Here is a 20,865-nt window from a genome sequence, read left to right on the forward strand (position 1 = left end):
GACATGGACGAACTCTTCAAGAACCTCGGCTCCTGGCTGGTGTCGGGCGAGCAGTGGACAGGCCCGGACGGCATCGGCCACCGCCTCGCCGAGCACCTCCAGTACTCCCTGATCGCGACCCTGATCGCCGCCGCCATCGCACTGCCCGTCGGACTGCTCATCGGACACACCGGGCGGGGCGCGTTCCTCGCCATCAATCTCGCCTCGTTCGGGCGGGCCCTGCCGACCGTGGGCCTGGTCGTGCTGGTCTTCCTGGCCGGCGGGCTGTCCATGACCCCGGTGTATGTGGCGCTGGTCGCCCTCGCCGTCCCGTCCATCGTGACCAACACCTACGCGGGCATGACCGCCGTCGACCCGGAGGTGAAGGACGCGGCACGCGGCCAGGGCATGCGCGGCCGCCAGGTGCTGACACGGGTCGAGATCCCGCTCGCGCTGCCGCTGATCATGACCGGGCTGCGGCTCGCACTGATCCAGGTGGTGGCGACGGCGACCATCGCCGCGTACGTCAGCTTCGGCGGACTCGGCCGGTATGTCTTCGACGGCCTGGCCCAGCGCGACCTCGTCCAGGTGCTGGGCGGCGCGGTGCTGGTCGCGGCCGTCGCCGTCGTCCTCGATCTGGCGCTGTCCGCACTCCAGCGCGTCCTCTTCCGCCACCGCACCGCCTGAGGAGAACCACACATGAACCGCAGGACTCTGCTCGGCGGCCTGTTCGCCGCGGCCTCCGTACCCGTTCTCGCCGCGTGCAGCAGCGGCATCACCTCCCTGGAGGGCCAGGGAGGCGGCGGCGCGGGCGGCGGCTCCAGCGCCGGCGGCATCACCATCGGCACCGCCAACTTCACCGAGAACCAGATCCTCGGCCATCTCTACGCGGTCGTGCTCGAAGCCGCCGGTGTGAAAACGACCGTCCGGCCCAACCTCGGCACCCGGGAGATCCTGATCCCCGCGCTCAAGGGCGGTGACATCGATCTGCTCCCGGAGTACCAGGGCGCGCTGCTGCACTATCTCGCGCCCAAGGCGACCGCGACCGAGGAGGGCGAGATGCAGAACGCCCTGGCCGTCGCGCTGCCGACGGGCCTCCAGGTCCTCCCGTACGGCAGGGCCGAGGACTCCGACGCCTTCGCCGTCACCCGCGAGACCGCCGCGAAATACGGCCTCAAAACCCTCGCCGACCTGGCGAAACAGAACGGCCGGCTGGTGATCGGCGCCGCACCCGAGGTGAAGACGCGGGTCGTGGGCGTCGTCGGGCTGAAGGACGTGTACGGCGTGGAGTTCAAGGAATTCAAGTCCCTGGACTCCTCGGGCCCGCTGGTGAAGGGCGCGCTGAAGAAGGGCGACGTGGATGTCGCCAATCTCTTCACCACCGACACCGACATCGCCGCCGAGGGCTGGGTGGTCCTCTCCGATCCGAAGAATCTTGTCCCGGGCCAGCATGTCGTCCCGCTGATCGCCGACCGCAAGGCGGACTCGACCGTGCGCAAGGCGCTGGCCCGGCTGGGCAACGCGCTCTCGACGGAGGACCTCACCGAGCTGAACCGCCAGGTGGACAAGGACAAGAAAGACCCTGAGGACGTGGCCGCGGCCTGGGCCGCCGATCACGGGCTGACGAAGAAGGCGTAGCCGACACTCCCCGGACGGGGATGTCCGTGCGCGCTCCCTGTGCTCCGTGCGCGCTCTGTGCGCTCCGTTCGCGCTCCGTGCACCCCGCCAACCTAATCGAATAAACATTTTGCCTAAACATATTAGGCCAGCTAGCCTCGCTCGGCGTGAGACATCTGACCGAGACCGATATCCGCGCGTCCTTCATCAACTGCTCCAAGGGCGAGGCCCAGCGGCTGCGTATCCCCCATGACCTGGAGGAACGCCCCTGGGACGACCTCGACTTCCTCGGCTGGCGAGACCCCGGCGCCCCCGAACGCGCCTACCTGGTCGCCGAACACGGCGACGGCCTCCTGGGTCTGGCGCTGCGCGCGGTGACCGCCGCCTCGCGCGGCTTCACCTCCCGCAGCATGTGCTCGCTGTGCCTGACGACCCACACCGGCGGCGGTGTGGTGCTGATGACCGCGCGCCGCACCGGCGAGGCCGGCCGCCAGGGCAACACGATCGGGCAGTACCTCTGCACCGACCTGGCCTGCTCCCTCTATGTCCGGGGCAAGCGGCGCACGGCTGCCGGGCGGGGCTTCGAGGAGACACTTTCGACGGACGAGAAGACAGCCCGCACCCGGAGCAATCTGACCGCCTTCATCAGCACGGTAACCGCGTGACCGCGCGGCGCCGGGGGCCTGTCCGACGGACAGGCCCCCGTCCCGTCAGTCCCCGTCCCGTCAGTTCTTGGTGCCGTCCACAATCACCGGCGCGCCGTTCGCCCCCGTACCGCAGGGCACCGCGTACACGGCGTTCGCCTTCGCGGCCTCCTTGAACGCCTCGATGCACTGATTCTTCAGCACCCGGTCCGTAAGCGACCGCTCCAGGATTCCATTGGCCCTGGCTATGCCCTCCGCCTCGATACGCCTGCGCTCCGCCTCCGCCTTCGCCGTGCGCGACGCCTCGACCGCGCGCTCGGTGGCCTGCTCCTGCTGGAGCTTCTTGTCTATCTGCTGCTGAAGCTGGTCGGACGGCCGCACATTGCGCAGGTTGACATGGGTGACATCGATACCGCGGGGCTTCAGCCGTTCCTTGATCAATGACTCGATCTCCGAGGCTATGGGCCCCCGGCCGGAGGCATAACCCTCCTCGCTGCTGTGCTTGGCGAAGACATCACGGACGATCTCCCGGCTGTCCGGCAGCACCAGCCGCTCCTGAATCGCCTCCTGGCTTCCGGCCAGCCGGTACAGCTCCACGGCGTTCGACGGTGTGACCGCCCACTTGACGGTGACATCCGCGTACAGCACGCCGCCCTGCGCGGAGCGGACCTCGACCACGTCCTTGTCGTTGAGGTTGAGGTCCACCGGGCGGGTGGAGAAGGTCGTCACATCGGTGAAGGGCGTCTTGAGGTGCACCCCGGACCTCAGCGGGGCGCCGGTCTTCCCGAAGAGGACCGGCACGCCGACCTCGTAGGCGCTCACCACATAGACGCAGCTCAGGACCGCGAAGGTCAGCCCGGCCACTCCGGCGAGCGCGGCGCCGAGCTTCCAGCCGCCGGTGCGGCTGCGGGCGAGTACGGCCAGTACGACGGCCGCGACGATAAGCACGATGGACAGCGCGAACATAAGACAGGTCCCCCCGGGTGATGTGACGTACGAACGCGGCCGGCGCCCACCAAAGTGGCTCCCCCCGCCACGAGTTGGCGCATCGTAGCCGGGCGGACACCCCGACCGGGCGACGAGACGCTGTACGAATCCCTACAGCCGCGTCACAGTTCGACGCCCCCGATCACCGCCCGGCAGCGAGCCGGCCGCCGTCGCGACGGCGGTCGCCGGAGCCGGACCGGACGTAAGGTGAGAGGAGATTCTCCTGACCCTGCCGGGCCATCGAATGGAAGCCGTATGACCGGCGAGAAGAGAAGCAGCGTCACGACCGGCGACGGTGTGCGCATTTCCTGTGCCGAAGCCGGCGAGGGCGCCCCCTTGCTGTTGATTCCCGGTATCGCGCAGAGCGCCGCCGAATTCCGGAAACAGATGGACGATCTCAGCCGGGACCACCGTGTGATCGCCATGGACCCTCGCGGGCACGGCGAATCCGAGAAACCGGACCACGGTTACCGGGTCTCCCGGCTCGCCGCCGATCTCCGGGATCTCATCGAGACGCTGGAACTTAGGGACATCACCCTGCTGGGCCACTCACTCGGCTGCTCGGTGATCTGGTCCTACTGGGACCTGTTCGGCGGCGACCGCATCAGCAGGCTCGTCCTGGTGGACGAGCCCGCCGTGGTCGCGGCCGACCGGGTACCGGAAGAGCGGGCTGCCGAACTGGGCGCCATTTTCTCCGCCGAGACGGCTCTTGGAATAGCCGCCTCCCTCCGGGAGGCCGACGGCGCCGACTTCTGGCGGTCGCTCGTCCACACGATGCACACCCCGTCGCTCAGCGCCGCGGATTTCGACTGGATCATTCAGCAGAACGCGCGGCTCCCGCTGGAGCACACCGCCACCCTGCACCTCGACCATTGCGGAAACGACTGGCGCGATGTGCTGCCGCGGATCACCGTGCCGACCCTGGTCATCGGCGGTGAGGTGAGCATCTTCCCGCCGGGCGTCGCGCGATGGACGGCTTCGCGGATTCCGGGCGCGGAGGCGCGTGTCTTCTCCGAGGCCGAGGGCGGAAGTCATCTGATGTTCTGGGAGAACGCGGAACTCTTCAACGCCGTGGTCCGCGACTTCGTCTCGCGCACGGGCTCGCCCGGCGCGCGGCCGGCCTTCTGACAAGGGACCCGCCCGAGCCGGTGCGGTCCGGCGGCACAGATGCCCGGCGGCTCACATGTCCTGCGGAGTGGCATAAGTGTCCTCCTCGTAGCGGCTGCCGGCCGGAGCCGCCAGGGAGCTGAGCCGGTCGATCTGTTCCGGGGTCAGTTCCACGTCCAGGGAGCCCAGGTCCTCCTCCAGCCGGGACACGCGCTTGGTCCCCGGGATGGGCACGATGTCGTCCCCCTGCGCCAGCAGCCACGCGATGGCGACCTGCGCGGGCGCGGCTCCCACGTCCATCGCGACGGCCCGGACCTCGTCGACGATCCGCGTGTTCCGGTCGAAGTTCTCGGCGCTGAACCGCGGATTGTTCCGGCGCCAGTCGTCCGTACCGAGGTCCTCCCTGGAACGGATCCTGCCCGTCAGGAACCCCCGGCCCAGCGGGGCATACGCGACAAATCCAATGCCCAGCCGCCGCAGCAGCGGAAGGATCTCCGCCTCGGCATGGCGCGTCCACAGGGAGTACTCGGTCTCCAGCACGCTGATCGGATGTACGGCGTTCGCCCGGCGTATCTGGTCCGGCGGCGCCTCGGAGAGCCCGAGGTGCCCGGCCTTTCCCTCGATCACCAGCTCGCCCATCGCGCCCACGGTTTCCTCGATCGGGATATCGGGATCGACGCGGTGCAGGTAATACACATCGACATAGTCGGTGCCGAGCCGCCTGAGCGATCCCTCCAGCGCCAGCCTGACATTCTCCGGACTGCCGTCGAGAGTGTCCGTCCTGTCGCCGTCCGGATGCGAGATGAAGCCGAATTTCGTCGCCACCACCGCGCGGTCACGGCGGTCCGCTGTCGCGCGGCCCACCAACTCCTCATTCGTATAAGGACCATAGGCTTCCGCGGTGTCCAGCATATTGACACCGAGGTCGAGCGCCCGGTGGATGGTGCGGATCGACTCGTCGTCATCCATGGGGGATTGCGTGTAGAACGCCGACATCCCCATGCATCCGAGGCCCATGCGGGAAACGTCCATTCCGGGAATCACGGCGTGCTCCATATGATCAGCCTCCTCCTCGGGAACAAATCACAAGTTTAGGTCCGGCCTGCCCGCACAGCATTTCCTCCCGCCGGAATTCCGTACCCGGCGGTCACCGGCGCCGGAATCGACGGCCGGAAACGGTTCTTGGCCGGCCGCGGCGGTACGCGGCGCGGTGTCCCGTACCGGCGGGAAACGGCGGTCCGCCCGCCCGGCCGGGGACCCGGTGCGCCGGGACAAACGCCGGGCCAAAGAGGGGTGCTAGCCCCACTGTGCGGGACGCTTTCCGCTTTCTACCGTGGCTTCATGGAACCCCGCGATCCTGAGCTCAAGAAGGAGCTCGACGCCACCCTTCAGGCCCGCAGAGAGCTGGGAGCGGAGTACGAGTCCGCGCTCATCGAGTCGTTCCTGGAGAAGATCGAGCAGCGCCTCGACAGCACCACCGACCGCCGCGTCCGGCGCCGGCTCGCCGAGCAGCAGATGGTGGTGGCCCGGGGCGCCCGTTCGCCCGGCCCGGCGGAGGGGTTCGGTGAGCGCTTCGGATTCGGCGTCATCTCGCTCATCCTCGCCATCCCGCTCTCCACGATCGCCGCCGTGCAGACGGGCTTCAAGGGCCTGGTCGTCTGCTGGCTGGGCATTGTCGCGGTGAACACGGTGCACGCGGCCCGGCAGTGGCCCTGGCGGCCGCGCGGGCGGCGCGAGACGTCCGACTGGGAGAACTGAGCGGGGCGCCCGCCGGGGAAAAGAATCCGCCGGGCCGTTCTGCCCAGCGAGGGCCACCGGGACAGCGTGCTACCAGGACAGCCGGGAGAGGGATAGTCGCGGGGACCGCCGCACCCCCGTTGCCGGGGGGCGGGACGACGGCGGTCCCCGCGAGGGACACGGTCCGGGTCAGGGCCGACTCCGTGTCCAGGCGTCCATGGAGGTCCGGGAGCCGCTCCGGAGGTCCTTGACGCCGACAACCACCAATGTGCCGGACGCTTGTTAAGCGGGTGCTGCGCGGACGTGTCGCGCTCGTACCACTTTCGCGAATCCGCGTTCCGTCGCTGGTTACTTCACGCCCTTGGAGAGGTACGCCAGCAGATCCTGCCTGCTCACGACGCCTGTCGGCTTGCCCTCGACCAGCACGATCGCGGCGTCGGCGCCGTCCGATCCGCTCAGCGCGGCCATCAGGTCCGCCACCGGTTCGCCCGAGCCGACCTGCGGCAACGGCGGGGACATGTGCTTCTCCAGCGGGTCTCCGAGCGAGGCCCGCTGGGTGAACAGCGCGTCCAGGAGTTCACGTTCCACGACGGAACCGATGACCTCCGCGGCCATCACGTCCGGATGCCCGGCGCCGGGCTTCACGATCGGCATCTGCGACACGCCGTACTCCCGCAGGACCTCGATGGCCTCGCCGACCGTCTCCTCGGGGTGCATGTGGACGAGCGTCGGGATGGGGCCTTCCTTGTACTGGAGGACATCCGCGACGCGCGGCGCGTCGCCGTCCTGCTCCAGGAAGCCGTAGTCGTTCATCCACTCGTCGTTGAAGATCTTGCTGAGATAGCCGCGGCCACTGTCCGGCAGCAGGACGACCACGACATCGTCCGGGCCCAGCCCCTCCGCGACCCGCAGCGCGGCCACGACCGCCATCCCGCAGGAGCCGCCGACCAGCAGGCCCTCCTCCTTGGCCAGGCGCCGGGTCATCTGGAAGGAGTCCTTGTCGGAGACGGCGACGATGTCGTCCGTCACCGTACGGTCGTACGCGGTCGGCCAGAAGTCCTCGCCGACGCCCTCGACCAGATAGGGCCGCCCGGAGCCGCCGGAGTAGACCGACCCCTCGGGGTCGGCGCCCACGACCCGGACACGCCCCCCGCTGACCTCCTTGAGATAGCGGCCGGTGCCGGAGATGGTGCCGCCCGTGCCCACACCCGCGACGAAATGGGTGATTTTCCCGTCCGTCTGCTCCCACAGTTCCGGACCGGTCGTCTCATAGTGCGAGCGAGGGTTGTTCGGATTGCTGTACTGGTCGGGCTTCCAGGCGCCCGGCGTCTCGCGGACCAGCCGGTCCGAGACGTTGTAGTACGAGTCGGGGTGCTCGGGATCGACCGCCGTCGGGCAGACGACCACCTCGGCGCCGTACGCCCGCAGGACATTGATCTTGTCCGTGGAGACCTTGTCGGGGCAGACGAAGACGCACTTGTAGCCCTTCTGCTGCGCCACGATGGCAAGGCCGACGCCGGTGTTGCCGCTCGTCGGCTCCACGATCGTGCCCCCGGGCTGGAGCTCACCGCTCTGCTCGGCCGCCTCGATCATGCGAAGGGCGATACGGTCCTTCACCGAACCGCCGGGGTTGAAGTATTCGACCTTGGCCAGGACTGTCGCCTGAATGCCCTTGGTCACGCTGCTCAGCTTCAGCAGCGGGGTATTGCCAACCAGACTGATCATCGAGTCGTGGAATTGCACCGTTGTCTCCGGGGTCTCCGTGATGGTCCGGCCAGCGTATGCGTCCGCGCGTGAGATTGGGCGACGGTCCCGACGGGGCAGTACGTACTCATAAGTACGGCAGGGAGGAGGCTCGGACTGTGTCGAGGGCGAGGGTGGCACGGCGGATCGCCGCCGGCGCGGCCTACGGCGGCGGGAGCATCGGCCTGCTCGGGGCGGCGGGCGTCGGCGTACTGCTGGCGGAGGTACAGCTTGCGAAGCGTTCGGTGGGCGGCGGGGTCGCACCTCTCCCGCCCAGCGGGGACGGGTGGTACGGGCTGGCCTACGGGCACACCGAACCGCTGCGGATGGGGATGCTGGGCGACTCCACGGCGGCGGGCCAGGGGGTGCGCCGGGCGGGGCAGACCCCGGGCGCGCTGCTCGCCTCGGGGCTCGCGGCGGTCGCGGAGCGCCCCGTCGACCTGCGCAATGTGGCACTGCCGGGGGCCAGGTCGGACGACCTGGACCGCCAGGTGTCACTGCTGCTGTCGGACACAGCCCGGGTCCCGGACGTCTGCGTGATCATGATCGGCGCCAATGACGTGACCCACCGGATGTCGGCGACACGCTCCGTGCGCTATCTGGCGGCGGCGGTACGGCGGCTGCGGACCGCCGGGGCGGAGGTGGTCGTCGGCACCTGCCCTGATCTCGGCACCATCGAGCCGGTGTACCAGCCGCTGCGCTGGCTGGCCCGCCGGGTGAGCCGCCAGCTCGCGGCGGCCCAGACGATCGTGGCGGTCGAGCAGGGCGCCCGCACGGTCTCCCTGGGCGACCTGCTGGGCCCGGAGTTCGCCGCCAATCCGCGCGAGCTGTTCGGCCCGGACAACTACCACCCGTCGGCGGAGGGCTACGCCACCGCCGCCATGGCCGTGCTGCCCACCCTGTGCGCCGTACTGGGCCTGTGGCCGGAGACGGACCGCCTGGACGCGTCCCGCGACGAGGACATGCTCCCGGTGGCGAAGGCGGCCTCGGCGGCGGCCTCGCAGGCGGGCACCGAAGTCACCGGCGCACGCGCTCCCTGGGCGCTCCTCAAGCACCGCCGGCGCCGTCATCTCCCGACGACGGCGGAAGCGACCCCGACGGAAGTCCGCCCGGCATAGGGCTCCACTGAGCAAGCGCTTAGAAAAGAGGTCCGCATCACACGTCCGGCCCGGTGACCCGGGCACTACGTACGGGTAACTTCCCCCTCAGTACCGCCCTCTTCCCAGCCCGTCGCCCGACCGCCGGCCGCACCCCCGCACGGCGCCGGGGCGCAACCCTCTCTGGAGCCGTGATGCCCGAAGCCGTGATCGTCTCTGCCGCCCGCTCCCCCATCGGCCGGGCCTTCAAGGGCTCGCTCAAGGAACTGCGGCCCGACGACCTGACCGCCACGATCATCCAGGCCGCGCTCGCGAAAATCCCCGAGCTCGACCCCCGGGACATCGACGACCTGATGCTCGGCTGCGGGCTGCCCGGCGGGGAACAGGGCCACAACCTCGGCCGTGTCGTCGCCGTGCAGATGGGCATGGACCATCTCCCCGGCCTGACGGTCACCCGCTACTGCTCCTCCTCCCTCCAGACGACCCGGATGGCGCTGCACGCCATCAGGGCCGGCGAGGGCGACGTCTTTGTCTCGGCCGGGGTCGAGATGGTGTCGCGTCAGGTCAACGGCTCGTCGGACGGCATGCCGGGCACCCACAACCCGCTCTTCGCGGACGCCGAGGCCCGTACCGCCGCCGTCGCGGGGAGCGAGGGCGCCGAGTGGCACGACCCGCGCGAGGACGGCCTGATCCCGGACGCGTACATCGCGATGGGCCAGACCGCCGAGAACCTGGCCCGGCTCAAGGGCGTCACCCGCCAGGACATGGACGAGTTCGGCGTACGGTCGCAGAACCTCGCCGAGGAAGCCATCAAGAACGGCTTCTGGGAGCGCGAGATCACGCCCGTCACCACCCCTGACGGCACGGTCGTCAGCAAGGACGACGGCCCGCGCGCCGGCGTCACCATGGAGGGCGTACAGGGCCTCAAGCCCGCCTTCCGCCCGGACGGCCTGGTCACGGCGGGCAACTGCTGCCCGCTCAACGACGGCGCCGCCGCGCTCGTGATCATGTCCGACACCAAGGCGCGCGAACTGGGCCTGACCCCGCTGGCCCGGATCGTCTCCACCGGTGTCACCGGCCTGTCGCCGGAGATCATGGGATACGGCCCGGTCGAGGCGTCCCGGCAGGCGCTCTCCCGCGCCGGGCTGACCATCGGGGACATCGACCTCGTCGAGATCAACGAGGCGTTCGCCGCCCAGGTCATCCCGTCGTACCGGGATCTGGGGGTCCCGCTGGAGAAGCTGAACGTCAACGGCGGCGCCATCGCCGTCGGCCACCCCTTCGGCATGACCGGCGCCCGGATCACCGGCACGCTGATCAACAGCCTTCAGTTCCACGACAAGCAGTTCGGCCTGGAGACCATGTGCGTCGGCGGCGGCCAGGGCATGGCGATGGTCATCGAGCGGCTGAGCTGAGGGGCGCGCCGCGACACCGTGACGCCATGACGCCGTGACGCCATGACGCCATGACGCCGTGACGCCGTGACGCCATGACGCCGTGACGCCGTGACGCCTCAATGAAGAAACGAAACAGCAAAAAACAGCGGAGGGTAGCCGGCCGATCCTGCACCGTACGCGCCAACCCCACCGATCCCCAGTCGTGACTGAATCTCCCCCAGGATGTGACCTATCTCCGGGGGAGATTCATTTGCCCAGGTCAGATAGGCAATCAGACTAAACATAAGGCCCAAAGACCTGTCCAATTCGTGACGTAATGCACTGACAGCGGGCGCCCACCCCCGACAAGCTGAGGTAGGAAGTCGGGGGTATCGATTGGAATCGGGAGTAGTCAGTGAGCGCCATGTCTCTTGCCTTGCTGCTGACCACGGCCGCCGCCACGGCTGTGGGCGTGGCCGCCCTGCACGCCGCCCATGGGCTGCGTCAGCAGGTCACCGCCCTGCGCGGCGAACTGGCGGCGGCGAACCCGAGCGGCCTCACCGCCGCCGTACCGCATGCCAGAAGCGCGAACCACACCGATGACATACGGACCGCCGTGGCGGAGGCCCTCGCCGAGGAGCGTGAGCGCGAACTGGCCGAGGCGCGTGCCTTCTGGGCCGCCCAGGAGGCCAGGGACGCCACCGACGCCCCCTCCCTGCTGAGCGGGCTGCCCGGCCTCGGCACCGACGACGCCGGGTTCTATGTCCCCCGCCAGGTGGACTTCGTCGGCGTGGAGGCCCTTGATCTTGACGCCGCCGAGGGATTCGATGACTTCGCCGACTACCCGGACCTCACCGAGGTCAGTGGTGTGAGCGAGGCCGGTGAAAGCACCGAGGAGTCGTCCGAGCTGGCCGCCGCCCGCCGCAGGCACCCGTCGCACCCGGATTTCGTGCCCGTACGGACACCTGTTGTCAACGACCATGAGCGCACCGTGGCGCGGCTCGAAGAGCTCGCCGAGACCCGTATGGCCCTCGCCGACGTACGTCCGGGACCGCTGGGCACGCTCGATGTCTATGTCTTCGCCGACGGCACCACGCTCTGCATGACCCCGGGCCACCGCGAGACCGCGGAACGGCTCGCCGACGCGCTGCGCGCGGGCGACGCCCCGTTTCTGCTGGGCGGCTCCGGCGTCTCCGGCGCGTACACGCTGACCTTCTCGTGCGGTCGGGCCGACGACGCCGACACCTCGGAGCACATCTACATCCTGGCGGACCGCGTCATAGCGTCGCTCTAGCCGCCGCCCTGCCGACCGACCGCACGGCCTCGTCCAGCTCCGCCACGGACGGGGCCGTTCGCAGTGCCTCGGCCAAGTCTCCGGCCGCGACGGTGAGTTGGTCGGCGACCGCGAAGACACCCGCGTCCGGCATGATCCTGGGCTCCTCGCCGGGAGCGTCGAGCCGCTGGGCCCGTACGGAGAGTTCCCTGGCCAGGGCCAGTGCCTCCGCGGCGGCTCCCCGTTGCAGCCGGCTCTGCGGAGCGGCCCGCAGCCGGTCGGCGAATCGGTCCACGGCGGCCGTCAGCGGCGTTGTATCAAGCACATCGTGACCCTACGCGGCCGTCCCGCACTGTTGCCAACAGGCAAACGCTCAGGCACGGTGGCGTGAAGGACCAGTACGTGCGAAAGCGTCCGGAGGCGCCGATGTCCCTTGTCTTCTCCGAAGAGACCCATCGCAATCTGCTCTCCCGCATCCCTGACCGCACCGGTCGCGAGATCTCCGACTGGCTACGCACCATGGAGGAAGGCCCCTCCCTCGTCCGCTTCGAGGAGAAGGTGAGCTGGCTGCGGAGCGAATACGACCTGGCGTACGGACACGCGAAAGCGATCGTCCACGAGTACGACCTGAGGCGGGCGGCCCGCCGCCTGCTCTGACCCCGGCCGGGCGGCCCGGCGGCGGCCCGGCGAGGACAGCAACAAAAAGGGGTCCGCGGGCCGATGCCCGCGGACCCCTCGCCGTCGCGATCGCTCGCGGCGGCCGATGTCAGTCGTTGCCTTGCAGGATGGAGAGCAGCCGCAGCATCTCCAGGTAGATCCACACCAGGGTCACGGTGAGGCCGAAGGCCGCCAGCCACGACTCCTCGCGCGGCGCGCCGTAGGCGACACCGTCCTCGACCTGCTTGAAGTCGAGGGCCAGGAAGCAGGCGCCGAGGATGATGCCGATGACGCCGAAGAGGATGCCGAGACCGCCGCTGCGGAAGCCGAGGCCGTCACCGCCGCCGAAGGCGGCGAAGATCAGGTTGACCACCATCAGGAGCAGGAAGCCCATGGCGGCGGCCATGACGAAACCGTAGAAGCGACGGGTGACGCGGATCCAGCGCATCTTGTACGCGATGAGCACACCGGCGAAGACCGCCATCGTGCCCAGCACCGCCTGCGCCACCACGCCCGGCGCGATGTAGGTGCTCACCGTGTTGCTGATGACCCCGAGGAAGACACCCTCGAAGGCGGCGTACGCCAGGATCAGCGCCGGGACCGGCTTGCGCTTGAAGGACTGGATCAGCGAGAGGACCAGCGCCACCAGCATGGCGCCGATCGCGATGCCGTAGGACTTGCCGAGGTTGTTCTCGTCGATCGGCAGCAGGAACCACGAGAGGACCGCGGTGAGCACGACCGTGCCGAGGGTCATGGCGGTACGGGCCACGACATCGTCGATCGTCATGACACCGGCGCGCGCGGGCGCCTGCGGGCCCGCTCCGTACTGGGTGTCCTGCTGCGGCGCGTAGGGGTTGGTCGCGTACGGGTTGGTTCCAACAGCGGCGCCCCCGGCCTGCGGCGTCGCGTTGAAGCCCGCGTGGCCGTTGTCGCGGCTGAAGCCCCGTCGCGAGAAGACCGGGTTACTGCTCCTCATCTCACTCCTCCATGGCGGCCACCTTGCGCGGCCTTGCGTCAAGAGTAATAGGCGAGCAAAGGGAACACCCTAGTGCTCGGGGAGGATCTTTCCAGGATCGTGACGTCAATGGCGTGCTACGCGTCACACCTGTCCGCCTGAGACGGGCTCACACCCGGTGCGCCGCCGCCGTCATGGCCGTGCGGGCGCCCCTGCGGTCGGCCGGGCCCGCCGAGCGGGTGCGGGCGGACCCCCGCCGGGCGCGTACCGCCATCGGAGCGACGGCGGCGGGCGTCATGGCCGCGCCGGAACCGGCCGAACCGCCGGATACGGGGCCGGAGCGGGCCGCGTACCGGGGCCGCGTCCACACGGGCCGGGGCGTCACCGGCGGAGTCCGCGCTGCCCGTGCCCGGAAGGGTCGGCGGGCGCCGGACGTACCGTCCCCGCCTGCCCGTCGGCGCTGACCGATGTGGTGCCCGGAGCCGGACTTGAACCGGCACGCCCGCGAGGGCAGCGAGGTTTAAGCTCGCCGTGTCTGCATTCCACCATCCGGGCAGGGCGCGCGGCTCCGCGTTGGCACACGAGCCTATCGGGACGCACCCGCCCGAACAGCCGAGTGACAACCCGATGTTGTCTTATTTTATTGACGTCTGAGGGTGCGTCAGCGCACGTAACGCGCCATCGGCACATGCCGGGAGCGGATGGTCATGTCGTACCGCGGCGTACGGGAATGACGAAAAGTCGCCGCCCGGTCACTCATTTGGCACCGTCGCCCTCACGGTGGACGTGCCCGGCGCCGGTGTCATACCCGAGGAGGACGGTCCGTCCCCGCGGTCAGACCCAAGGCTGTCCCGGGAACGGGTACGGGGGCTGACGCCCCGTGGCGGCGCGGCCATGACGATGGAGTGGTTCCCGCAGCGCGTCCGACAGGAGTGTCCTCCCGTGACCACCACCCCGATCGCCCACCGCGCCACCGCCGTGGCCGCCCGCGCCTCCGATCTGTCGAAGGTCTACGGACTGGGCGAGACCCAGGTGGTCGCCCTTGACCAGGTGTCGGTGGACTTCCGCCAGGGCGAGTTCACCGCGATCATGGGGCCGTCCGGCTCCGGCAAGTCCACCCTGATGCACTGCGTGGCCGGCCTGGACAGCTTCAGCGGCGGGTCGGTGCGGATCGGTGAGACCGAACTCGGCTCGCTCAAGGACAAGCAGCTCACCCAGTTGCGCCGGGACAAGATCGGCTTCATCTTCCAGGCCTTCAATCTGCTGCCGACCCTGACGGCCCTGGAGAACATCACGCTCCCCATGGACATCGCGGGGCGCCGGCCCGACAAGCAGTGGCTGGAGCAGGTCATCACGATGATCGGACTGTCCGACCGGCTCAGCCACCGGCCGACCGAACTCTCCGGCGGCCAGCAGCAGCGCGTCGCCGTCGCCCGCGCCCTGGCCTCGCAGCCCGAGATCATCTTCGGTGACGAGCCGACCGGAAACCTGGACTCGCGCTCCGGCGCGGAAGTGCTGGGCTTTCTGCGCAACTCCGTACGGGAGCTGGGTCAGACCGTCGTCATGGTGACGCACGACCCCGTGGCCGCCTCCTACGCGGACCGCGTCATCTTCCTCGCCGACGGCAGGATCGTCGACGAGATGCTCCACCCCACCGCCGACGGTGTGCTCGACCGGATGAAGGCGTTCGACGCCAAGGGCCGTACGAGCTGACGCCCCGTCCGCCGGCGCTCTCCGCCGGCTCCCGCCAGCCGCGTCCCTCCGCCCGCCCGGCCCATCCCACCAGGACTTCCACCATGCTCCGTACCGCCCTGCGCACTGTGCTCGCGCACAAGGCCAGGCTGCTGATGACCGTACTCGCCGTCATGCTCGGCGTGGCCTTCGTCTCCGGCACCCTGGTCTTCACCGACACCCTCGGCAACGCCTTCCGCAACCAGTCGGCGAAGAGCTACCGGGACATCGCCGTCGCCGTCACCTCGTACGACGGCCGCGACGACCGCGACGCCGCCGACGGGGCACAGACCCCCGGCGTCAGCGCACAGCTCCTCGACAGGATCGGCGCCGTCGACGGCGTCGCCTCCGCCGTCGGACGCGTCGACGGTTTCGCCGGGGTCGCCGACCCGGACGGCAGGCTCATCGGCAACGGCTGGTCCAACAGCGGCGCCAACTTCGCGCCCGGCAAGGACGGCAAGGACCCCGCCTACACCTTCACCGACGGTTCGGGTCCGGTGCGGGACGACCAGATCGCACTCGACAGGGCCACCGCGGCCACGGGGAAGTACCGGGTCGGTGACCGTGTGCGGGTCGCCACCAACGGGCCGGTGAAGGAGTACACCCTCACGGGGGTCTTCACGACGGAGGACGGCGCGGTCAACGCGGGCGGCAGCCTGGTCCTGTTCGACACGGCCGTCACCCAGAAGCTCTATCTGGAGCCCGGCTTCTTCAAGGACGTCTCGGTCGTCGCGGCGCCCGGCGCCTCCGACGGAGAGATCCTCCGCGCCGTCAAGAGCCTGCTGCCGGAGAACGCCACGGCACAGACCGGCCGGCAGCTCGCCGACGACCAGGCGGCCCAGATCGAAGAGGGTCTGGGGAGCCTCAACCAGATGCTGCTGGCCTTCGCCGCCATCGCCCTGTTCGTCGGGGTCTTCCTGATCTCCAACACCTTCACGATGCTGGTCGCCCAGCGCACCAGGGAGCTGGCGCTGCTGCGCGCCGTCGGTGCCTCCCGCCGCCAGGTCAAGCGCTCCGTGCTGATCGAGGCCGCGGTGGTAGGTGTGATCGCGTCGGTGGTCGGCTTCGTCCTCGGTGTGGGCCTGGCGACCGCGCTGCGGTCCGCGATGGGTGTCATCGGCGCGAAGGTCCCGGCGGGTCCCCTGGTGATCTCACCGACCGCGGTCGGCGCGGCCCTCGGCGTCGGTGTGCTGATCACGCTGCTCGCCGCCTGGCTGCCCGCCCGCCGGGCCGCGAAGATCCCGCCGGTCGCGGCGATGAGCAGCGTGCACGCCGTGGCCACCACCCGGTCGCTGGTCGTGCGCAACTCCATCGGCGGCGCGCTGACGCTCCTCGGCGCCGCCGGAATCGTCGCGGGCGCCTCGGCGGGCTCCGACGGCCGGATGACCGTCGGCGCCGGCGCGTTCCTGGCGATGATCGGCATCATCGTGCTGATCCCGCTGCTGTCGCGTCCGGCCGTCGCGCTGATACGGCCGCTGCTGCTCCGGTTCTTCGGGGTGTCGGGCAAGCTCGCCGCGCAGAACGCCGTCCGTAATCCGCGCCGCACCGGAGCCACCGCTTCCGCGCTGGCCATCGGTCTCACCCTGGTCACCGGGCTGTCGGTGCTCGGCGTCACGATCGGGCAGGCCGTCGACAGGATGACGACCGACAACATCCGGGCCGACTACATGGTGACGATGGCGGGCGGCGGCACGCTCGACGCGTCGGCGCTGGCCGCGCTGGAGAAGACGCCCGGCGTGAGCGCGCTGTCGCCGGCCCAGAGCGCCGGACTGAAGCTGGCGGACGACTCCGTCCACGCCGCCGCTGTCACCCCCGGGGACATCGAGAAGGTCTTCAACCTGACGGTGGTCTCCGGCTCGCTGGACACGCTCGGCCGGGGCGGACTCGCGGTCGACGAGAAGGCCGCGAAGTCCGGCGGCTGGAAGACCGGTGACACCGTGCCGGTGACGTACGACGACGGGAAGACCGGCTGGCTGGAGATCGGCGCCGTGTTCGCGGAGAACCCGCTGCTCTCGCGGGTACTGATCTCGACCGGCACCGTCGCCCCGCACGAGCCCAGGCCGCACATCTCCGAGATCTGGGTGAAGGCGGACGGCGGCGCGAGCGCGGCCCGTGAACAGGCCCTGGTGGACGCGCTGGGCGACAACCCGGCGATCAGCATCCAGGACCGGCAGGACATCCGGAACACCTTCAGCGGCTTCATCAGCACCGCGCTGAACATCATGTACGGCCTGCTGGCCATGGCGCTGATCATCGCCGTCCTCGGTGTCGTCAACACCCTGGCCATGTCCGTCTTCGAACGGCAGCAGGAGATCGGCATGCTGCGCGCGATCGGCCTGGACCGCGGCGGGGTCAAGCGGATGATCCGGCTGGAGGCGGTGGTGATCTCGGTCTTCGGAGCGGTGGTCGGCGTGGCCCTGGGCACCTTCCTGGCCTGGGCGATCGGCCAGACGGTCAAGTCCGGGATCCCCGGCTTCGCGCTGGTCGTCCCGTGGGACCGGATCGCGGTCTTCCTGGTGCTGGCCGGGCTGGTGGGTGTGCTGGCCGCGCTCTGGCCGGCCCGCAGTGCCGCGCGGCTGAACATGCTGACGGCGATCAAGACCGAGTAGCCCGGGCGCGGCGGCGGACGCCGCACACGGGACAGGGCCGGACTCCGGGGAGTCCGGCCCTTCCGGTTCGGTCCGCCGCGCTGCTCCCGGGGCCGTCAGCCGCCCCAGACCCGGGCGCGGGCCGGCATCCCGGACGCGCCGCTCTCCGTCGTCTTCACGGCGAGGATCTGGTTGACACCGATCTTGTTGCGTTCGAACGAGATCGCGGACGCCGCCATGTAGAGGCGCCAGACGCGGGCGCGGCCGGGCGAGGTGCTGCGTACCGCCCGGGCCCAGTGCTTCTCCAGATTGCTCACCCAGCGGCGCAGGGTCAGGGCGTAGTGCTCCCGGATCGACTCGACGTCACGGGCCTCGAAGCCCGCCTCCTCCAGGGTGGCGAGGGTCCGGCCGAGCGGCGCCAGTTCGCCGTCCGGAAAGACGTACGCGTCGATGAAGTCGTCGATGCGGTACTCGTCCTCGTTCTGCTCGGGGCGCCGGGCGATCTGGTGATTGAGCAGCCGCCCGCCCGGCCTGAGCAGGGCGTAGAGAGCGTCGGCGTACTCGCGGTACTGGACCGAACCCACGTGTTCGGCCATACCGATGGAGGAAATCGCGTCGTACGGGCCGTCCCTGACATCGCGGTAGTCCTGGACCCGGATCTCGATCCGGTCGGTGAGCCCCTCCTCCGCGATGCGCTTACGGGCGTACGCGGCCTGCTCCCGCGAGAGGGTGACGCCGGTGACGCGGGCGCCGTAGTGACGGGCGGCGTGGATGGCCATGGAACCCCATCCGCAGCCGACGTCGAGAAGCCGGTCGCCTTCCTTCAGAGCGAGCTTGCGGCAGATCAGGTCGAGCTTGTCGCGCTGTGCGTCTTCGAGGGTGAAGTCGGCGCCGGAGTCCCAGTACGCGCACGAATAGACCATGGACGGGCCGAGCACCAGCTCGTAGAAGTCGTTGCCCACGTCGTAGTGATGGCTGATGGCCGCCTTGTCGCGGCGCTTGGTGTGCAGCGCGCCGTGGCGCCCCCTGATCTCCTCGGCGGGCGGTGCGGGCGGCGGCCAGGGGCCGGCGATCTGGACGAGCCCCAGCGCGGCGGCCCGCATCCGCGGGTCGCGTACCGGATGGACCGTGTCCTTGGCGTCCGCGCCGCGCTCCCAGATGAGCCCGGCGAGCTGCTCCAGAACCGCGTACAGATCGCCCTCCACGTCGATCTCGCCACTCACCCAGGCCCGGGCCAGGCCGAGTTCACCGGGCTTCCACAGGAGGCGGCGCAGGGCGCGCCGGTTGCGGATGATCAGAGTAGGGGCGTCCGGAGGGCCCGATTCGCTGCCGTCCCAGGCGCGGATACGGACCGGGAGCGGCGCTCCCAGCAACTCTTCGGCAAGAGTGGTCAGCCGCAGCGCGGCGTCGGCCATGGCGTACACCTCCGTGGTGGTGGATACCGGACATGCTCAACACCACGTAAACACCGGCGACGTGCCGATGCAGTCCCGTCCGCACGCAATGGGACGGCAAAATGCCTGCATGCACCACACAGTCTGGTGCGCCGTGCGTCCTTTCTCCCGGGGCTCGTTGGACCGGGCACCGGCCGGAGAACCGCTCCCGGCGGGCCTCCGGGCCGCGCAGCGGACCCCGGCCCGCTGGGCCGTCCGGGCGATCCCGCCGGCCCCTGTGGCGGCGCTCCTGGCACGCGCCGCGACGGCGCGCGAGCACCGGGGCGGGCCGGGCGCGCGGGACGCCGCCGGACACACCGGAGGGCCGCCCGCACCACGGATGGCGGACGGCCCTCTGGGAGTTCGGCGCGACGGGGTCAGGAGGCCTTGGCCCGCTCCGGCGCGGGCTGGGCCGCTGCCGCCGGGGCCGGCTTGGCGGCCTCGTAGAACTCCTCGCGCGGCGTCTCCATGGCGCCCAGCGAGACGACCTCGCGCTTGAGGAACATCGCGAGCGTCCAGTCCGCGAAGACCCGGATCTTGCGGTTCCAGGTCGGCATGGCGACACCGTGGTAGCCACGGTGCATGTACCAGGCCAGCCGGCCCTTGAGCTTGATCTTGACCTTGCCCATGACGATCATCGCGACGCCCTTGTGCAGGCCGAGACCGGCGACCGCACCCTTGTTGGCGTGGCTGTACTCCTTCTGCGGGAAGCCCCGCATACCGGAGATCACGTTGTCACCGAGCACCCGCGCCTGACGCAGCGCGTGCTGCGCGTTCGGCGGGCACCAGGCGTTCTCGACGCCGGCCCTGCGGGCGGCCATGTCCGGGACCTGGGCGTTGTCGCCCGCGGCCCAGATGTAGTCGGTGCCCTGCACCTGGAGCTTCTCGCTGGTGTCCACGTGGCCGCGCGGACCGAGCGGCAGACCGTAGCGCGCGAGCGCGGGGTTCGGCTTGACGCCGGCCGTCCACACGATGGTGTTGGAGTCGACCTCAAGTCCGTTGTTCAGGACCACATGGCCGTCCACGCAGGAGTCCATGCCGGTCTTGAGGTAGACCTCGACCCCGCGGCCCTCCAGGTGCTCCTTGCCCCAGGTGCCCAGCTTCGGGCCGACCTCGGGAAGGATCTTGTCGGCGACGTCGACGAGGACGAAGCGCATGTCCTCGCGCTTCACGTTCGAGTAGTACTTGGCAGCGTCCCGCGCCAGGTCCTCGACCTCACCGATGGTCTCCGCGCCGGCGAAGCCGCCGCCCACGAAGACGAAGGTCAGCGCCTTGCGGCGGACCTCCTCATCGGTCGTCGAGTCGGCCTTGTCGAGCTGTTCGAGGACGTGGTTGCGCAGGCCGATGGCCTCCTCGATGCCCTTCATACCGATGCCCTGCTCGGCGAGGCCGGGGATCGGGAAGGTACGGGAGACCGCGCCGAGCGCGACGACCAGATAGTCGAAGGGCAGCTCGTAGGCCTCGCCGACGAGCGGCGCGACCGTGGCGACCTTGCGGTCCTGGTCGATGGTCGTGACCCGACCGGTGAGCACCTCGGCCTTGGGCAGCACGCGTCGCAGCGGGACGACGACATGCCGAGGCGAAATGCTGCCGGCGGCGGCTTCGGGGAGGAAGGGCTGGTACGTCATGTACGAGCGAGGGTCGACAACCGTGACGGTCGCCTCCCCGTAGCGCATCTTCTTCAGAATGCGACGAGCTGCGTACAGGCCTACGTACCCACCGCCTACAACGAGGATCCTGGGACGCTCCGTGGTGCTCATGCCATCGAGTATCCACCCCTCTCAGAGGGGTGGCTCGTGAGCCCCTTCACAAGGACCTGCGCACCTGGTGCTACACTGCGCGGCCCTCATGATCGCGGTCATGATCCGGCAAGGGAACCGGGCGGTGGCGCCGGCCCGTGTCCACCCCTTGTGAGCTGGCCCTCCACCCTTTACACGGAGT

At 69.8% G+C, this 20,865-nt stretch carries 18 protein-coding genes and 1 tRNA gene; 11 read left to right on the forward strand and 8 right to left on the reverse strand.

Going from position 1 to position 20,865, the window contains the following annotated elements; genetic code table 11:
- Positions 1 to 3 precede the first annotated feature (3 nt).
- The 3 genes from ABZ707_RS08835 to ABZ707_RS08845 all read left to right on the forward strand — a co-directional run bounded on the left by ABZ707_RS08835 (position 4) and on the right by ABZ707_RS08845 (position 2,261).
- Positions 4 to 666 (forward strand): ABC transporter permease, encoded by a 663-nt coding sequence (locus ABZ707_RS08835; RefSeq protein ID WP_360170098.1) that lies wholly within the window; start codon positions 4 to 6, stop codon positions 664 to 666.
- A 12-nt stretch (positions 667 to 678) separates the two neighbouring features.
- On the forward strand, positions 679 to 1,617 hold the full coding sequence (locus ABZ707_RS08840) for an ABC transporter substrate-binding protein (protein ID WP_360170101.1): 939 nt from the start codon (positions 679 to 681) through the stop codon (positions 1,615 to 1,617).
- A gap of 146 nt (positions 1,618 to 1,763) precedes the next feature.
- Positions 1,764 to 2,261, forward strand: coding sequence for an FBP domain-containing protein (locus ABZ707_RS08845; RefSeq protein ID WP_360170104.1), 498 nt, complete (start codon positions 1,764 to 1,766; stop codon positions 2,259 to 2,261).
- 60 nt (positions 2,262 to 2,321) lie between these two features.
- On the opposite strand, the gene ABZ707_RS08850 is transcribed toward ABZ707_RS08845, so the two are convergent.
- Positions 2,322 to 3,206: a prohibitin family protein gene (locus tag ABZ707_RS08850; protein WP_360170107.1), complete on the reverse strand. Its 885-nt coding sequence runs from the start codon at positions 3,204 to 3,206 to the stop codon at positions 2,322 to 2,324.
- Between the two features lie 276 nt (positions 3,207 to 3,482).
- On the opposite strand from ABZ707_RS08850, the gene ABZ707_RS08855 reads away from it, so the two are divergent.
- Entirely contained in the window at positions 3,483 to 4,355 is an 873-nt protein-coding gene (locus tag ABZ707_RS08855) for an alpha/beta hydrolase (protein ID WP_360170110.1), read from the forward strand.
- Positions 4,356 to 4,406: 51 nt separating this feature from the next.
- Here the strand turns inward: ABZ707_RS08855 and ABZ707_RS08860 are convergent, their stop codons facing one another.
- Positions 4,407 to 5,390: an aldo/keto reductase gene (locus ABZ707_RS08860; RefSeq protein WP_360170113.1), complete on the reverse strand. Its 984-nt coding sequence runs from the start codon at positions 5,388 to 5,390 to the stop codon at positions 4,407 to 4,409.
- A 285-nt stretch (positions 5,391 to 5,675) separates the two neighbouring features.
- On the opposite strand from ABZ707_RS08860, the gene ABZ707_RS08865 reads away from it, so the two are divergent.
- Positions 5,676 to 6,092 carry a hypothetical protein gene (locus tag ABZ707_RS08865; RefSeq protein WP_360170116.1) on the forward strand — a complete coding sequence of 139 codons (417 nt, stop codon included), beginning with the start codon at positions 5,676 to 5,678 and terminating at the stop codon, positions 6,090 to 6,092.
- Between the two features lie 327 nt (positions 6,093 to 6,419).
- Here the strand turns inward: ABZ707_RS08865 and ABZ707_RS08870 are convergent, their stop codons facing one another.
- The gene (locus tag ABZ707_RS08870) at positions 6,420 to 7,814 is read right to left on the reverse strand and encodes a cystathionine beta-synthase (protein ID WP_360170119.1); all 1,395 of its coding nucleotides are present in this window, start codon (positions 7,812 to 7,814) and stop codon (positions 6,420 to 6,422) included.
- A 134-nt stretch (positions 7,815 to 7,948) separates the two neighbouring features.
- Between ABZ707_RS08870 and ABZ707_RS08875 the strand changes: the two genes are divergently transcribed.
- The 3 genes from ABZ707_RS08875 to ABZ707_RS08885 all read left to right on the forward strand — a co-directional run bounded on the left by ABZ707_RS08875 (position 7,949) and on the right by ABZ707_RS08885 (position 11,581).
- Positions 7,949 to 8,932: an SGNH/GDSL hydrolase family protein gene (locus ABZ707_RS08875; RefSeq protein ID WP_360171288.1), complete on the forward strand. Its 984-nt coding sequence runs from the start codon at positions 7,949 to 7,951 to the stop codon at positions 8,930 to 8,932.
- A gap of 173 nt (positions 8,933 to 9,105) precedes the next feature.
- Positions 9,106 to 10,326, forward strand: a complete 1,221-nt coding sequence (locus ABZ707_RS08880) for an acetyl-CoA C-acetyltransferase (RefSeq protein ID WP_360170122.1) — start codon at positions 9,106 to 9,108, stop codon at positions 10,324 to 10,326.
- A gap of 376 nt (positions 10,327 to 10,702) precedes the next feature.
- Positions 10,703 to 11,581, forward strand: coding sequence for a hypothetical protein (locus ABZ707_RS08885; RefSeq protein WP_360170125.1), 879 nt, complete (start codon positions 10,703 to 10,705; stop codon positions 11,579 to 11,581).
- Here ABZ707_RS08885 and ABZ707_RS08890 read toward each other — a convergent pair.
- Positions 11,565 to 11,885, reverse strand: coding sequence for a hypothetical protein (locus tag ABZ707_RS08890; RefSeq protein WP_360170128.1), 321 nt, complete (start codon positions 11,883 to 11,885; stop codon positions 11,565 to 11,567). The genes ABZ707_RS08885 and ABZ707_RS08890 overlap by 17 nt on opposite strands.
- A gap of 101 nt (positions 11,886 to 11,986) precedes the next feature.
- On the opposite strand from ABZ707_RS08890, the gene ABZ707_RS08895 reads away from it, so the two are divergent.
- On the forward strand, positions 11,987 to 12,217 hold the full coding sequence (locus ABZ707_RS08895) for a DUF4287 domain-containing protein (protein WP_360171291.1): 231 nt from the start codon (positions 11,987 to 11,989) through the stop codon (positions 12,215 to 12,217).
- A gap of 109 nt (positions 12,218 to 12,326) precedes the next feature.
- On the opposite strand, the gene ABZ707_RS08900 is transcribed toward ABZ707_RS08895, so the two are convergent.
- Both ABZ707_RS08900 and ABZ707_RS08905 read right to left on the reverse strand, forming a co-directional pair.
- Entirely contained in the window at positions 12,327 to 13,193 is an 867-nt protein-coding gene (locus ABZ707_RS08900; protein ID WP_360170131.1) for a Bax inhibitor-1/YccA family protein, read from the reverse strand.
- A gap of 449 nt (positions 13,194 to 13,642) precedes the next feature.
- A tRNA-Leu gene (locus ABZ707_RS08905) sits at positions 13,643 to 13,727 on the reverse strand.
- A gap of 387 nt (positions 13,728 to 14,114) precedes the next feature.
- On the opposite strand from ABZ707_RS08905, the gene ABZ707_RS08910 reads away from it, so the two are divergent.
- Together ABZ707_RS08910 and ABZ707_RS08915 are read left to right on the forward strand one after the other, a co-directional pair.
- Positions 14,115 to 14,885, forward strand: a complete 771-nt coding sequence (locus tag ABZ707_RS08910) for an ABC transporter ATP-binding protein (protein WP_360170134.1) — start codon at positions 14,115 to 14,117, stop codon at positions 14,883 to 14,885.
- Positions 14,886 to 14,968: 83 nt separating this feature from the next.
- Positions 14,969 to 17,512, forward strand: a complete 2,544-nt coding sequence (locus ABZ707_RS08915) for an ABC transporter permease (protein ID WP_360170137.1) — start codon at positions 14,969 to 14,971, stop codon at positions 17,510 to 17,512.
- 95 nt (positions 17,513 to 17,607) lie between these two features.
- On the opposite strand, the gene ABZ707_RS08920 is transcribed toward ABZ707_RS08915, so the two are convergent.
- Together ABZ707_RS08920 and ABZ707_RS08925 are read right to left on the reverse strand one after the other, a co-directional pair.
- Entirely contained in the window at positions 17,608 to 18,906 is a 1,299-nt protein-coding gene (locus tag ABZ707_RS08920) for a cyclopropane-fatty-acyl-phospholipid synthase family protein (protein WP_360170139.1), read from the reverse strand.
- A gap of 395 nt (positions 18,907 to 19,301) precedes the next feature.
- The gene (locus tag ABZ707_RS08925) at positions 19,302 to 20,684 is read right to left on the reverse strand and encodes an NAD(P)/FAD-dependent oxidoreductase (RefSeq protein WP_360170142.1); all 1,383 of its coding nucleotides are present in this window, start codon (positions 20,682 to 20,684) and stop codon (positions 19,302 to 19,304) included.
- Positions 20,685 to 20,865 lie beyond the last annotated feature (181 nt).

It is taken from the genome of Streptomyces sp. NPDC006923, assembly GCF_040635655.1.
Lineage (GTDB): Bacteria > Actinomycetota > Actinomycetes > Streptomycetales > Streptomycetaceae > Streptomyces.

What these genes read in the sequence shown, in the direction of transcription:
- ABZ707_RS08895 (WP_360171291.1), top strand. Translation starts at nt 11,987, where the DNA reads ATGTCCCTTGTCTTCTCCGAAGAGACCCATCGCAATCTGCTCTCCCGC.
- ABZ707_RS08925 (WP_360170142.1), bottom strand. Translation starts at nt 20,684, where the DNA reads ATGAGCACCACGGAGCGTCCCAGGATCCTCGTTGTAGGCGGTGGGTAC.
- ABZ707_RS08860 (WP_360170113.1), bottom strand. Translation starts at nt 5,390, where the DNA reads ATGGAGCACGCCGTGATTCCCGGAATGGACGTTTCCCGCATGGGCCTC.
- ABZ707_RS08915 (WP_360170137.1), top strand. Translation starts at nt 14,969, where the DNA reads ATGCTCCGTACCGCCCTGCGCACTGTGCTCGCGCACAAGGCCAGGCTG.
- ABZ707_RS08900 (WP_360170131.1), bottom strand. Translation starts at nt 13,193, where the DNA reads ATGAGGAGCAGTAACCCGGTCTTCTCGCGACGGGGCTTCAGCCGCGAC.
- ABZ707_RS08865 (WP_360170116.1), top strand. Translation starts at nt 5,676, where the DNA reads ATGGAACCCCGCGATCCTGAGCTCAAGAAGGAGCTCGACGCCACCCTT.
- ABZ707_RS08855 (WP_360170110.1), top strand. Translation starts at nt 3,483, where the DNA reads ATGACCGGCGAGAAGAGAAGCAGCGTCACGACCGGCGACGGTGTGCGC.
- ABZ707_RS08840 (WP_360170101.1), top strand. Translation starts at nt 679, where the DNA reads ATGAACCGCAGGACTCTGCTCGGCGGCCTGTTCGCCGCGGCCTCCGTA.
- ABZ707_RS08920 (WP_360170139.1), bottom strand. Translation starts at nt 18,906, where the DNA reads ATGGCCGACGCCGCGCTGCGGCTGACCACTCTTGCCGAAGAGTTGCTG.
- ABZ707_RS08850 (WP_360170107.1), bottom strand. Translation starts at nt 3,206, where the DNA reads ATGTTCGCGCTGTCCATCGTGCTTATCGTCGCGGCCGTCGTACTGGCC.
- ABZ707_RS08835 (WP_360170098.1), top strand. Translation starts at nt 4, where the DNA reads ATGGACGAACTCTTCAAGAACCTCGGCTCCTGGCTGGTGTCGGGCGAG.
- ABZ707_RS08880 (WP_360170122.1), top strand. Translation starts at nt 9,106, where the DNA reads ATGCCCGAAGCCGTGATCGTCTCTGCCGCCCGCTCCCCCATCGGCCGG.